General features: G+C 57.9%; 11 protein-coding genes. 1 reads left to right on the forward strand and 10 read right to left on the reverse strand.

Annotation, left to right across the window (positions count from 1 at the left end):
- Positions 1 to 11 precede the first annotated feature (11 nt).
- The 6 genes from IM700_RS05065 to IM700_RS05090 form a co-directional block, all read right to left on the reverse strand.
- A complete protein-coding gene (locus tag IM700_RS05065) occupies positions 12 to 989 on the reverse strand; it encodes an aldo/keto reductase (protein WP_155605706.1) in 978 nt (325 codons plus the stop codon).
- A 39-nt stretch (positions 990 to 1,028) separates the two neighbouring features.
- Entirely contained in the window at positions 1,029 to 1,760 is a 732-nt protein-coding gene (locus IM700_RS05070; RefSeq protein ID WP_193416463.1) for an SDR family oxidoreductase, read from the reverse strand.
- A 138-nt stretch (positions 1,761 to 1,898) separates the two neighbouring features.
- Positions 1,899 to 2,330 carry an L-fucose mutarotase gene (gene fucU / locus IM700_RS05075; protein WP_155605708.1) on the reverse strand — a complete coding sequence of 144 codons (432 nt, stop codon included), beginning with the start codon at positions 2,328 to 2,330 and terminating at the stop codon, positions 1,899 to 1,901.
- On the reverse strand, positions 2,324 to 3,886 hold the full coding sequence (locus IM700_RS05080; protein ID WP_193416464.1) for a rhamnulokinase: 1,563 nt from the start codon (positions 3,884 to 3,886) through the stop codon (positions 2,324 to 2,326). The genes fucU and IM700_RS05080 overlap by 7 nt, the downstream gene beginning before the upstream one ends.
- A gap of 16 nt (positions 3,887 to 3,902) precedes the next feature.
- Positions 3,903 to 4,562, reverse strand: coding sequence for a class II aldolase/adducin family protein (locus tag IM700_RS05085; protein ID WP_193416465.1), 660 nt, complete (start codon positions 4,560 to 4,562; stop codon positions 3,903 to 3,905).
- Between the two features lie 34 nt (positions 4,563 to 4,596).
- Positions 4,597 to 6,387, reverse strand: coding sequence for an L-fucose isomerase (locus IM700_RS05090; protein WP_193416466.1), 1,791 nt, complete (start codon positions 6,385 to 6,387; stop codon positions 4,597 to 4,599).
- 207 nt (positions 6,388 to 6,594) lie between these two features.
- Between IM700_RS05090 and IM700_RS05095 the strand changes: the two genes are divergently transcribed.
- The gene (locus IM700_RS05095) at positions 6,595 to 7,437 is read left to right on the forward strand and encodes an AraC family transcriptional regulator (protein WP_193416467.1); all 843 of its coding nucleotides are present in this window, start codon (positions 6,595 to 6,597) and stop codon (positions 7,435 to 7,437) included.
- Between the two features lie 122 nt (positions 7,438 to 7,559).
- On the opposite strand, the gene IM700_RS05100 is transcribed toward IM700_RS05095, so the two are convergent.
- From IM700_RS05100 to IM700_RS05115, 4 genes are read right to left on the reverse strand one after another with little or no spacing between them, the layout of a single operon-like run.
- On the reverse strand, positions 7,560 to 9,887 hold the full coding sequence (locus tag IM700_RS05100; RefSeq protein WP_193416468.1) for a glycoside hydrolase family 3 N-terminal domain-containing protein: 2,328 nt from the start codon (positions 9,885 to 9,887) through the stop codon (positions 7,560 to 7,562).
- A gap of 52 nt (positions 9,888 to 9,939) precedes the next feature.
- Entirely contained in the window at positions 9,940 to 11,595 is a 1,656-nt protein-coding gene (locus tag IM700_RS05105; protein WP_193416469.1) for a response regulator transcription factor, read from the reverse strand.
- Positions 11,585 to 13,387, reverse strand: coding sequence for a cache domain-containing sensor histidine kinase (locus tag IM700_RS05110; RefSeq protein ID WP_193416470.1), 1,803 nt, complete (start codon positions 13,385 to 13,387; stop codon positions 11,585 to 11,587). Before IM700_RS05110 ends, IM700_RS05105 begins: the two co-directional genes overlap by 11 nt.
- A gap of 28 nt (positions 13,388 to 13,415) precedes the next feature.
- Complete coding sequence (locus IM700_RS05115) at positions 13,416 to 14,246, reverse strand: carbohydrate ABC transporter permease (RefSeq protein ID WP_193416471.1); 831 nt, start codon at positions 14,244 to 14,246, stop codon at positions 13,416 to 13,418.
- Positions 14,247 to 14,252: the final 6 nt, after the last annotated feature.

Genomic DNA, 14,252 nt, shown 5'->3' on the forward strand with positions numbered 1-14,252 from the left:
GTCATCCCCTTTTACCAAGCGTAAGCTTGTGGTGCCGAACCTCCCGGACCCGGGAAGATCTCATCTAATCTCTTCAACGCGGCCTCATCCAGCTTGATATCGACCACCCGCAATGTATCCTGGAACTGCTCCAGCGTACGCGGTCCGATGATCGGCGCGGTCATCGCGGGATTCACGAGAGTCCAAGCCAAAGCCACGTTGGCTTCGCTTTCACCCAACTCCCGACACAACGCTGAGAATGCCTCAAGCTGCGGGCGGAACTGCTCGTAGCGGTTATCGTTCGCCGTGCGCGAGCCAGCTTGCTTCTTTGACGCGTTGCCGCCGAGCAATCCGCCTTCGAGCGGGCTCCAAGCTACGACGCCGATGCCGAGATGCTCGGCGGCTGGCAACACTTCCAGCTCCGGCAAACGGCAGAGCAGATTATATTTATGCTGCTCCGATACGAGGCCCAGCATATGGCGGTTCTTCGCCTCATACTGCGCCTTCACCAGATCCCAACCGGCGAAGTTACTGGAGCCAACATAACCGATTTTCCCTTGCAGGATGGAAACTTGGAATGCTTCCCACAGCTCATCCCAAGATACGTTGCGGTCGATATGGTGCATTTGGTACAACTCGATGTGGTCGGTTTGCAGCCGGCGCAGCGAGCCTTCCAGATGGCGACGGATTTTATAGGATGATAACCCGGCTGGGCTGTTTGGTCCGTCGAGGGGATCGCTCATATCGCCATGAACCTTGGTGGCCAGCACGACTTTCTCGCGGCGACTTCCGCCTTGGGCAAACCAGCGGCCAATGATTTCTTCTGTCTTCCCAGCGTTTTCGCCCCATCCGTAAATATTGGCCGTATCAAAAAAGTTCACGCCCGCATCCAGCGCTGCGTCCATGATCCGGAATGCTTCCTTCTCGTCGGTGTTCACTCCGAAGTTCATCGTGCCGAGGCACAGCTTGCTCACTTTTATTCCAGAACGTCCTAAGTACGTGTATTCCATTTGTCGATACCTCCATTTTCAATTAAGGATCCTACTTGTTTACCACGGTAAGATATGGCCATCCACATCAAGGAATACCGGCGCCTCGGCAGGCTCGCTTCGCCGCTGCTCCATCGCCTCTCGGATAATGATCCATAACTTGCCGGCCGATTGCTCCGGTGTGAGGGTTGCGGCGGAATCTTTTTCCCCGCGCATAAACGTCTGCACCCAGCCGGGATGAAGGATCAGCACTTGTCCGCCTTGCGCCTTCACGCCGTTATGTACGACGTTCGAATGCATGTTCACCGCCGTCTTCGACATCGTATAAGCGAACCAGCTGTCCCTGTAGCATTGACCGATGCTTCCCGCTTCTGAGGAAATGTTAGCGATCGTCCGCGACTCGCTGTTTAGGATTAGCCTAATCAGTGCATTCGTCATCCGCAGACTGCCCAAAGCGTTGACGTTGAATACCTGCAGCATTTCTTCGAAGTTTAACTCGCCGAGGACCGTCGTTTCGATATCGCCCAGAATCGCCGCATTATTGATCAGGAGGTCCAACGAATCCGTATGCTCCCGCACCTTGTCGGCTGCCGCCTGCACGCTGGCATCGCTGCCCACGTCCAGGTCCACAAGAATCAACCGGTTGCCGTACGACGATACCAACTCCGGCAGCCCTGGATCCGCCGAATTGAACCTCCCGGCAAACACCCGGTGGCCTTCCTCCAGCAGCTTGCGCACCAGTTCAAGTCCGATGCCGTGATCGGCGCCGGTCACCAATGCCGTATAACTCATTGCCGTCCACTCCCCTTCTCCGAAGCCCTATCTGCTCATTCTGTCCGAGGCCGCGGTCTCTTTTATTGTAAACGCTTTTTCTCGGCGTTAAAAGGGGGCATGCCTTCCGGCAGCCCCCTTTGCATTCGATAACTTTTCTTATGATTTTACTACGCCTTTTTTTAGAATCACGTTAGCGTACAACGCTTTTTCCCCGGTGGAGACGATCGCATACGCCTGTTTGGCCCGTTCGTAAAAGGCAAACCGCTCGACTTCCTCGAACGGCTGATCCGCCGAGTGGTGGCGGCTCACGATCTGACGGTACTCATCCCAAATCGGCGTTTCTACCGGATCGCCGGGCATGACCGCCATCAACGCGACCGGGTGGTCCACGTAGACGTCGAGCGGAAACAGCGGCAGGATGGCATCCAGCAACGCGGGGATGCCGTGACCGTCACAGCGGATTAAGCGCTGGGCGTGGCTGGCTGCCGGAAAATTGCCGTCGGCAAGCACGATCTCGTCCGAATGCCCCATTTCCATCAGAGTCTTCAACAGCTCCGGTGAAAGGAGGCTGGATATCCCTTTTAACATTTCATCGACCTCCCAAGTCGTTCGAATCGCTCATAGGCGGCGGCCCAAGCCGACTGGCTTTCCTCAGACTCCGGCTCGTAAATCCGGAGCGGGAAGGATGCCTTGACCAGTGCGAGGCCTTCCTGCAAATCCTTAAGCCAGCCGCCGGTTCGCAGCTGGACAAGCAGATTGCCGATCGCGCTGGCTTCCACCGGTCCTGCCCAGACCCGGCGACCGATCGCTTCTGCCGTAAACCGGCAGAGTAGCTCGTTCTGAATGCCGCCGCCGACCATATGCAGCCCGGCAAACCGTAAGCCGGTCAGTTCCTCGGCCTGCTCCAACACCTGGCGGTAGCGGAGTGCCAGGCTTTCGAGGATGCAGCGGGCGAAGGCACCGGGCGATTCCGGTACCGGCTGGCCCGTTTCTCGGCAGTAAGCCCGGATCTCCTCCGGCATGTCGACCGGATTCATAAACCGCAAGTCATCCGGGTCGATCAAGGTGCGCAGCGGCGCGGCCTGCTCAGCTAGCAGTACGAGTTCGGCGAAAGAGTAGACTTCGCCGTCCTGCTCCCATTTGCGTTTACACTCTTGGAGGATCCACAGGCCCATGATGTTTTTGAGCAAATGGTAGGTGCCGTCCACGCCGCCCTCGTTAGAGAATTGGCGCTCCAGCACCTCCGACGTCAGCAGCGGCTTCGCCATCTGAGTCCCCAGCAGCGACCAGGTGCCGCTCACGAGGTAGCCGAACGCCGGCGAATCCGCCGGCACGGCCGCAGCCGCGGATTCCGTGTCGTGCGAGGCTGCGGCGATGATCTTGATCGGCGGCACGCCAAGCTCCGCACAGACCTCCGCCGTCAATTCGCCGATTTCGGTGCCCGGGGGTACAGGATCGGGAAGTATCGCGCTCGGGATACCGAGTTGCTCCATCAATGCGACATTCCACGCGCCCCTTCCCGGATCGAACAGCCCCGTCGTCGTCGCCATCGTAAATTCGCAAACGCGCCGGCCGGTTAGAAAATAGTTCAGCAAATCCGGCGTCAACAACAGCGTTTCGGCCAGATCCAGTTTGGGAGAACCGGCTTTTCTCATGGCATACAGCTGATACAACGTGTTAAAGGGCATAAACTGCAGTCCGCTTTCGCGGAACAATCGCTCCGGGCCGACCAGGGCGGATACCTCCTCGACCATTCCTTCGGTTTGACGATCCCGATAATGGTACGGAATGCCGAGCAGCTCTCCGTTTCGATCCAACAGGCCAAAATCGACGCCCCAGGTATCGATGGCGCAGCTCTCCGGCCGGTACCCGGCCTGGAACGCTTTGCGAATGCCGGTTTTGATCTCTCGCAGGAGCATCGGCGTATCCCAATACAGGTGCCCGCCGATTTGGACCGGAACGTTTGGGAAACGGTGAACCTCGATGATATTCAGCTTCCGAACGCTGGAAGAGCCGTTGTCGGCACCGGCACCGGAGGGGTCACCAAGGCGCTCGGAGATGATCTCGCCGACGAACGCCCGACCGCTGCTAGCGCCTAAATCAAACGCGAGGACGCAAGGGAAATGTTGTTGTTCCGATGACATGACCTTCACCGTCCAATCACTTCATTTTTTGCAGCAGCGTGATCCGGTAGTCTTCACTTTCGAGCGCCGCGATGTCCGCGACCTCCTGGTCCGTTAAAGGGACAGGCGTACCCGCCGCCTTCGCGTTTAAGTAAATTTTCGCGCTTTCCTCCACGACCTGGGTCCGGTAGTAAGCCTCCCGCAAATTGCGGCCCGTCGTCACCAGCCCATGGTTCCCAAGCAAAATCGAGCTCGCCTCGTTCACCTTTTCGGCGACCGCATTCGCCAGCAGATCCGTCGTTGGGATCAAATACGGGATAAACGCCGTCCGACCGACCAAAGCGGCCTGATCCGGGAACATGATCGGCAGGTCCCGTTCGATCAGCGTAAAAGCGATGCAATGGGACGGGTGTGTATGCACCATGGCTCCCATTTCGGGCTTTTGGCGGTAGCCATATAGATGCATCAGCACCTCGGACGACGGACGCAGGCCGATCTCGGTCACTTCCCCCGTCGGGATATCCACCTCGATCCACTTCTCCGGCTCGATCTCCTCGAGCGCGAAGCCGCTCGGCGACAGATACATCTTATCGCCAGCCCGGGCGCTGATGTTGCCGCCCGGCCCCACGACCAACCCGCTCTCCACAATCTTACGGGCATATTTGCAAAGCTCCTGGCGTGTTTCCATGTTTTGCATCTCGTTTAGCTCCTTTATAGGCTTGAGTAACGGTTTACTTGTACAGCGGTCCAAACGCGGTGCACGCCCGGAAGTCTGCGCTCTCCGCATCCTCGGTACCGAACAGGCCCCAGGCCCGCGGACGGAACACCTTCTCCTTCGGCACGTTGTGCATGCTGACCGGGATGCGCAGGATTGACGCCAGCGTGATGAGATCGGCGCCGATATGGCCGTAGCTAATCACGCCGTGGTTCGCGCCCCAGTGATCCATCACGTCGTAGACGCTAGCGAACGCGCCGCTGCCGGTTAGGTTTGGCGCAAACCAGGTCGACGGCCACGTTGGGTCCGTTCGTTTATCCAGCGTGTCGTGCACTTGCTCCGGCAGATCCACCGAGTACCCCTCGGCGATTTGCAGCACTGGCCCGAGCCCTTTGACCAGGTTGAGCCGGGTCATCGTCATCGGCATGCCGCCACGGGTCAAATAGTCGGTGGAGAATCCGCCGCCGCGGAAATACTCCAGCGAAGCCGGTCGGAATTGCGTCGCTTGCAACATGCGATCGACCTCCTCGTCGCTGATCTCCCAGAACGGCTTGATGATGGGAGCGCCGTCCTTCATTTGCTCGCCGGTTCCGTCGAGCGCCGCCGAACCGGAGTTAATCAAGTGCAGGAGACCGCCCGCAGCGCGTCCTTCCAGCTTATGGCCGGTCACCCGCTCCACGGAGGCCGGGCTCCAGTACGTACGCACATCGGCAAAAATCTGCGCCGTATTCGTCAACAAATACCCAAACAGCATGCCGACGCCGTTCAGACTGTCGTTTTCCGTTGCCAAAAGGTAAGGCGCGCGCGTGCCGTTCCAGTCGAACGACGAATTGAGCATCGTCTCCATGAAATCGCCGTTCGGGAAGTGATCCGTCCACTGGCGCTGCCCCTGGAAGCCGGAAGCAATCGCGTGATGGCCTTGCGCTTCTTCCTCGTACCCCAATTCGGCAAGGCGCGGGTTGCCGATCATCAGGTCGCGCGTGATCAGCGTCATTTTAACGACCGTCTCCCATTCTTGGTCCTTGCGCTCCCGCGTCGTCTGTAGCTGGGCCGGGTTATTATCCGGACCTTCCTGGCAATTTTCCTTGACCCAGGCCAATGCTGCATCGTATTCCTCGGGATCATAAATCCCTTCCTCCATCCGCCGCGTGAACTCGGTCATGTCGATATACTCGTTGCGCATTCCCAGATACTCCTGGAAAAAGGCGTCGTTCACCATCGACCCGGCGATCCCCATCGACACCGAGCCCATCGATAGATAGGCCCGGTCGCGCATCAGCGCCGCCGCCAGCCCGCTGCGGGCAAACCGCAGCAGCTTCTCCTGCACGTCGGCCGGGATCCGGTCGTCGCCTTCGTCCTGTACGTCCTCGCCGTAGATGCCAAACGCCGGCAGCCCTTTTTGCGCATGCGCGGACAACACGGCGGCCAAATACACCGCACCCGGACGGCCGGTGCCGTTAAAGCCCCATACCGCCTTCGGGATCTGCGGATCGGTATCCATCGTTTCCGTACCGTAACACCAGCACGGCGTTACGGTGATCGATACGCCGACCTCGGCCGCCTTGAATTTCTTCGCCGCGGCCGCCGCTTCCGCTACGCCGCCGATGCACGTATCGGCGATTACGCATTCCACCGGCTGCCCGTTCGGGTAACGGAGCTCCGCCTCTAGCAGCCGGGCCACCGCCTTGGCCAGGTTCATCGTCTGCTCCTCCAGCGATTCGCGTACGCCCCGTCTTCTGCCGTCGATCGTTGGACGAATGCCGATTTTCGGAAATCCATCCCGCCATCTGTAACCGTTTTCAACCATACCCAACCTGCCTCCTTGGACAATGAATTATAGTCCCATTCTAAAGTTGGCTCGGTACGTTCGGGAACCTACTATATTGCCCTCTTGCCGCCGCAACACCGCAAAATAGTGAACCGCCTCTCCGCTGCGTAATTTTCCTGCAATTTCCTCCCATTCGCCTTCGCTTCCGCTATAATGGGAGTATCCAACGTTCGGGAGGAGCCCATCGTGCCGAAAATCGAAATTCCTCATCGCAAAAGCGACCGCTTCCGCTTCAAAAAAACGCCCGAGCTGCTGTACGCCGGCCAAGTCGTGGACGAACGCCGTTTCTACGCGCCGCCGCAAATCCACGACTATTGCGAGATCATCTATATCGTCGAAGGCCGAGGGGAATTCCGGATCGGGGGCACGACCTACGAAGTGCATCCCGGCGATGTCGCTGTCTATAACGCAGGCGTTCCGCATGAGGAACGTTCGGTGAGTCCAGAGCCGTTTAAGTTAATCTACTGCGGTGTTGGCAACGTGCATATCGACGGCGTACCGCCGGGGCAGCTGCTGCCCGCCTCCGTCGACCCGGTGATCCCGTGCGAAAAATACGCCTACAAAGTCGAGAGCTACCTGTCGGAAATGCTGCAGGAATGCGATTCCCAAGTGCTCGGCTACGAGACGCTCAGCAACAACCTGCTCATGTCACTGATCACGCTCCTATACCGGATCGTTGACGTGAAGCATCCTTTTGATCCTTTGAAGGACAAGAACGAAATTACCGTCCGCACCAAGCAGTTCATCGATAAGAATTACACCCGCAGCATTACGCTCAAGGAAATTGCCGATACCCTCTACGTCAGTCAACATTATTTATCCCATCTGTTCAAAAAAGAACTTGGCGACTCGCCCGTCAACTATCTCATCACCCGCCGGATCGAGGAGGCCAAGCGACTGCTCCGCGAAACCAACGCACCGATTCATGAAGTCGCCGCACGGGTCGGTTACGGGAACGACAAATATTTCTCCATGTTGTTCAAAAAAGTAACCGGCCAATCGCCCAGCGCTTTCCGGGAAACGAAATAAACCGGGCGCTTTGTGCTCTGTGCGGGCGTTTTTCACCATTATCCCTTTTGTTCAGTGGGCATAAGTTTGCTCATCCGAGTTGGCCTGTTTCTTGTTGTAGTCTTAACTGTCTTAACTTCTGATCAAACGGGATAATGCTGCAAAGCTGTGACGGTCAGATCAGCGGAAAGAGTGTCGCGGCTGTCGCCCCCGACTTGAACGGAGACTATGCAAGGAACCGCCGCAAAACGCAACTCGCGGTTCCAGATCCCCAGCTCCTCCAGGCCCAACATGAACTCGACGACACGACTTTCTCCCGGGTTCATCTCGATTTTGTGGAACCCCTTCAGCTCGGCAATCCGCCGGGTGATGCCCGATTCCCGGGCTCGGATGTACAGTTGGACCGTTTCCGCCCCGCTCCTGGCCCCCGTATTTTCTACCTCGACGCGAACCTTCACCCGCTCCCCGTTCTCCAGCTCCGCCGTCGAGACGACTTCCCGGGACAAGGATAAATGGGCATAAGCAAACTGCGTATAGCTCAACCCGTAGCCAAACGGGTACAACGGCGCGGAGGGCATATCGACGTAATTTCGGGTTCGTCCGGGATCCTTTTGGTTGTAATACACGGGAAGTTGGGCTGAGGATCGCGGCAGCGTCACGGGCAGCTTGCCGCTCGGATTCGCGATGCCGAACAGGAGCTCCCCGATCGCCCGGCCGCCTTCCGTGCCGGGATACCACGCGCAGAGGACCGCACCGCATAAATCGACGACGTCGAGGAGCGCATGCGGGCGGCCTTGCACGATGACGGCGATGACCGGCGTGCCGGTGGCGGCAACGGCCTCGAGCAGTTCCCGCTGGACTCCGCCGAGCGAAAGGTCAGCCAGGTCGACGCCTTCGCCGCAGTCCATCTCGGACGGGCTGCCCTCTTTGACGATCGCCGCGCCGTTGTCTTCGAAGTCGCCTCCGAACTCTCGGGCGCTGCTTCCGCCGAGCACGAGTACCGCGACGTCCGCGCCCTGGGCAACTGCAACCGCCTCGGCGAAGCCCGCCTTGGACCGGTCGCGGATGCCGCATCCCAGGGCGTACACGACCTCGGTCTCTTCCGGGGCGCACGAACGGATGCCCTGCAGCACCGTCGTGCCCGTCCCTTCGCGCTGGACGCTCGTATAGTCGCCCAACTGGTTGTACAAGCGGTCGGCGTTCGGGCCGATCACCGCGATCCTCCGCGTTCGGCCGACGATCGGCAGCAAGTCGCCTTCGTTCTTGAGCAGCACGGCCGATTCGCGGGCGACCTGCAGGTTCACGTCCCGGAATTCCGGGCTGCCGACAACGGAAATGGCCCGGAGCTCCGGCACGTAAGGCCGATCGAACAGCCCCAGCCGGAATTTTAGCCGCAGCACGCGCGCGGTTGCACGGTCAATCTCCGCTTCCTGCACCCGTCCTAGGCGTACCGCCTCTTCCAGCGTGGAAAAAGCGGTATCCCATAAGCTGAGGTCGACGCCCGACGCCAAGGCGAGAGCAGCCGCGGACTCATAGGTGCCGGTTAGCGCCAACAGCCGGTCTACCGCGCAGCCGTCTGCCATCACCAGTCCTTCGAAGCCCCATTCCTCCCGTAGGATGCCGGTCAGCAAATCACGGTTGGCATGGCACGGCACGCCATCAATTTCGTTATAGGCTGCCATGAAACCTGCAGCTCCGGCAAGAGCCCCCGCCCGGGCAGCCGGGAGGTGGATCTCCCGGAGCTCCCGCGGCCCGATGGCCGCCGGACCGGCGTTGCGCCCGCCTTGAGCCGCCCCCTGCGCGCATAAATGCTTCAGGACGACCGCGACGCGGTCCGGCGCATCCAGCTTCCGAGGCTCGTCGCCCTGCATTCCGCGCACCGCCGCTTCCGTGAAGCGGGCGGCCAAATAAGGATCCTCGCCGTAACATTCCTCCGAACGCCCCCAGCGCGGTTCCTGCAAAATATCGAGCGCCGAGACCAGCCCCACGTGCGCGCCGCGGCTGCGGATTTCCGCCGCCACATGGGCGTACGCCCGCTCCATCAGCTCGGGATTCCAGGTTGCCCCGGCGCCGAGATTGACCGGCAGCAGCGTCCCGTCCAGCGCCTGGTGGCCATGCGGACATTCCTCCGTCAACAGGACGGGAATGCCCAGCCGGGTATGCTCCAGCACGTACTGCTGCACCATGTTCGCCACCCTCGCGCTATCCGCCGCGGCTATGCCGTTTTCGTAATTCACCCCCGACCAAGGGTCGCTGCGAAACAAACCGTACAGCGCGCCCATTCCGCCGCCTTTGGCTACTTCGTCCCTGAACGCATCGGTCAGCTCGAACGTTTCTCCCTTCCGCACATAAGCGTCCCAGCCGTACATCCGCTGATTGAGTTGGCCCACCTTTTCCCGGAGCGTCATCCGGGACAGCAAATCCGCTACCCGCTCTTCTAACGGAGCGGACGGCAGCTTGTAAGTTTCCATCCGTCTTCCTCCCGCTTATCGGCCGGAGGCCCAAACGCCGTCCGACCGTCTCCTAGTCATTGGCCGATTCCATGCCGGCCGCCGTATTCCCGCCGCCCGCGGACGCCTCCTTGCAGACGCGCAGACCGCGGTACTCCTTCGGCGTCATGCCCGTGTACGTTTTGAACACGGACACGAAATACTTGTATTCCTTATAACCGACCTTGTCCGCAATCTCGAATACCTTATCTTGCGTCGTGGCCAGCAGGTTTTTGGCCTGATCAATCCGCATCTCATTCATATACTCCGTAAACCCTTTTCCCGTGCTCTGCTTAAAAATATAACTGAAATAGCTCGGAGTGATTTTCAGCCAAGCGGCGACCTCGGAAGCCTTGAGGTCCGTGCGGTAACGGTCGACGATGAACTTTTTCGCTTTTTCGACGATCCAGTAAGACTTGTCGATTCCGTTCTGGTCAATTAACCGCTGCAGTTCCTCCATATCCTCCAAGACCACCGTTTCAAGTCCGGCATAGGAGTTATATATATTCGGGTCCGGCTGTCCCCGGCGGGCGTAATCCAACCCGGTCATGCCGCTTTTGCGCAAGCGCTGGCGGAGCAGTGCAAACAATTCCTCGTACAGGTTCCAGAATTCCGGCAGCAAATAACCCGATTCCCGGCAAAACCGAACCATGCCCTCCACCGCCCGGCGAACTTCCTCCCGGTCCTGCTTGAAGAACGCGGATACGAGTCCTTGCACCGTCTCCGTGATATCGAACGCCGGCAGCGTCCGGCCGAACATCGCCGCATCGCCGTAGTCGGCCGTCAGGACCCGGCGCCCGTCCAGCACATGAAGCGCCAGCAGACGCACGGCTTCGGCGCAGCGATCCGCGGTTTCTTCCAGATCCTCGTATACGGAGGAAGCACCGCCATAAATACGTCCCCCCGCTCCAGGGTCAAGCGAACCCATAGCCGAGGACAGCCTTTCGTCCCAAGCCTCCAGTTCGGCCCTTTGCTCCGAAGCCAAGAAGGTGATAAGTAAGTTTTCATGGTCGAAAACGGACAGCGCTCGAAACGGGCCAGCCTCCAGATTGCGATGCAACCCGAGCAACCAAGCCTCTTGGATCTCTTCGAACCGCTCCGCTTCCATATCGGCAAATCGTTCGTGGAAATCGGCCAATTGGGTCGCTACGATGCGAAATTGGACGCCGTCCAGCGAAGGCGGCGGCTCTTTGCCGTACGCCGAGCCGTGCCGGGCCATGCCGGAAAGCCATAGCTCGATTTCCCGGTCTTTCTCTTCCTTATCGCCGGTCCGGATGCCGGCAACGATTTTTTTCACGACTGAGCTCAATTCCTCGATGTCGACCGGCTTCAGCAGGTAGTCTTCCACGCCAAGCCGGATGGCCTGGCGCGCATATTCGAAATCCTCATAGCCGCTGATCATGACCACCTGCACCGCGGGATGCCGTTGCCGCAAATGCTTGGCCAGCTCCAGCCCGTCCATGCCGTCCATGCGGATGTCCGAAAGCACCAGCTGGACGCCATGTTCCTCGACCAGCCGCAGCGCCTCTTTCCCGTCATACGCCTCGCCTACGACTTCCACGCCCAGCTTCGTCCAGTCGATCGTATAACGCAGCCCCTCGCAGATGACCGCTTCGTCGTCCACGATCAGCATCTTCACCCGTTTACCAACGCCGGCAGGATCTATATTCGTTCCATAATCAAGATTCATGGGGTTCACCTCCGGGATAACAAGCCTCGGCAAAAGGGAAACGAAGCCGTACCCACGTGCCTTCGGCCGAAGTCTCTACGATCTCCAAACCGTAGTTCTGTCCGAAAAAGATCGATAGTCTTTCGTGAATGTTATGCATGGCTCCCTCCCTGGTTCCGCTGGTTCCTGTTCGCTCCAGGGCGTTCCGGATGGCTTCCGCCTTGCCGGGATCCATTCCTTTGCCGTTGTCGATGACGTCCACTCGAATTTCGCCTTCGCGGGCGTAACAGCGCACGCTCACTTCCCCGAACGGTTTGCCGCGATCCAGGCCATGCTTGATGAAGTTCTCCACCAACGGCTGGATCGTGGCTTTCAACGTTACGGCCTCCTCGATGCCCGCCTCGGTATGGAGGGAATACCTCAACTTTTTCTCCCCGAGCCGACGCTGCTGCAGGTACAAGTAGGATTGGGCGAATTCCAGTTCCTTGCGCAGCGTGGTCTGATAACTTCCGTTATTCATGCTGGACCGGAAGAACTTCGACAGCATTTCGATCAGCTGGCTCGATTTCGTCGCCTGCTCCAATCGTGCCGTCCAACGGATCATATCGAGCGTATTGTACAGAAAATGCGGATCCATCTGGTTTTGCATGAGCTTTAGCTCGGATTCCCGTTCCCTTAGCTCCAGCTTATATTTATGCTCGATGAGCTGCTGAATCGTCGCGACCATCTCATTGAATTTGCGGTTCAATTCGGAAATTTCGTCGTTGGAATTGACCGGAACCCGAGCGTTGAAATCGCCGTAGGTGACTTTGCTGGTTTCTTTTTTGAGTCGCAAAATCGGTCGGATGATCGTATAGTGGAACCCGATCAATGCGGTTAACCCCAGCAGCATAATCGCCGTCAGGATGACCAGCATCGTCATCTTGATCCCTCGGAACTCCTCGGATACCTTCGCTTCGGGAATCATGGCGACCACTTTCCAGTCGGTGTTTTCCATCCCCTTATATAGGGTCAAATAACGCTGGCCGTTCACCTCGTACGTTAAGTCTCCCCGTCCGGACGAGAGCTTGTCCAGAAGCGGCGCTCCCGGTTGGAGCACGTCCGGCAACGGATTCTTCGATCCCAGGATCACCTGGCCTTCCGAGCCGACGATAAACACGCTCCCGGCCCCGTCCTTAAAAATCCCTTTCTCCAGTAAACCGACGATACTCGCTTCGTCCAAACGAATGATCAGCCTTCCGAGCGGTTTGGTAATCTGGCTGTAGGAGTTGAGGACGCGGAACATCGACAGGACGCGAACTTCGCCGTTCCAATCGCTATGGAGCGCATATCCTTCAGTCCAGGTAATCCCGCCTTTGCGCACCTTGGCGGCCTGTTCCCATTTTGTCTCGTCGCCGCTGAAAGGCTCGCCCATTTCGATAAAGCTGCCATTGAAACCGTAAACTTCGATGGATCGAATGTACCCCTTTGACATCAGTTGGAATGTTAAAAAATCCTCGATATTTCGCTTATAGGAAGCTTGCTGTTCGCTGCTGAGCGGAGGCGACGTGCGCAGAAAGTTCCGCATATCCGGACTCAATATCAAGTAATTGGCGATATCCTCGACCATCTTGGTCTGCTCGCTGAGTTGGCCGGCGACGTTATCGAGATTTCGCTTGGTCGAATTGATGAACTGCTCCCGCAGGACCTCGTTAAATTGGATTTGCACGACCACGCCGACGCCAAACGTCGGGAGGATGACGAAGATCAAGAAGATGACAAGCGCCTTCCGCTTTAAACCAAAGCTGCCGAGCAACCTTCTATAGCCTGTCATCGCCTTCACCTCCGCCATTCGTGATGTCTTAGCCCTTAACCGCTCCTGCTGTCATTCCGGTAACCAATTGTTTCTGCAACAGGAGATAAAAGATAACGATCGGAATGAGCGCCATCGTTAGCGCCGCCATTTGCAGGGTAAGGCTCGCTGTCTCGATGCCGACGAAGTTGGCCAAGCCAAGCGGCAGCGTTTTGAGTGCGGAAGAACTGATCAACACCAAGGCGAACAAGTACTCATTCCAATTGTATATGAAGTTGAGGATGACGACGGTGGCCATCGCGGGTCTCGTGATCGGGAGAATGATCGACCAGAAGATCCGGAAAATGCCCGCGCCGTCCATCACGCCCGATTCCTCCAAATCCTTGGGGAATCCCCGCATGAAGCCCTCCAGAATAATGATCGTTAAGGATAGATGGAACGCCGTATACGGCAAGATTAACGATAAATGCGTATCCAGCAGATGCAATTTTTGCATGATCAGAAAGATCGGAATTAAAGTCGCATGAATCGGCACCAGCATGCCGAGCAGAAATACGCCGTAGGTGAATCCGCGAAGCTTGAATTGAAACCGCGATAGGAAATAGGACGCCAAGGCCCCGAAAAATACGGTCACGATCAAGGAAGCAAACGTGACGAAAAGGCTGTTCAGAAAGTATACATTCATATTCGCGACCTTCCACGCCTCGGCGTAGTTGGAAAAATGCAATGCCTCCGGGAACGAAAACGGACTGGCCGCGTATTCCTGTTCGTTTTTGAAAGAGTTGACGACCATCCAGAACAGCGGGACTATATTCATCATAGCGAATAGGCTTAGAAAAGTGTATGCAAATATTCGGAAGCCGACAGACTTCTTATTCATGGGTAT

The organism is Paenibacillus rhizolycopersici, assembly GCF_014947195.2.
Lineage (GTDB): Bacteria > Bacillota > Bacilli > Paenibacillales > Paenibacillaceae > Fontibacillus > Fontibacillus rhizolycopersici.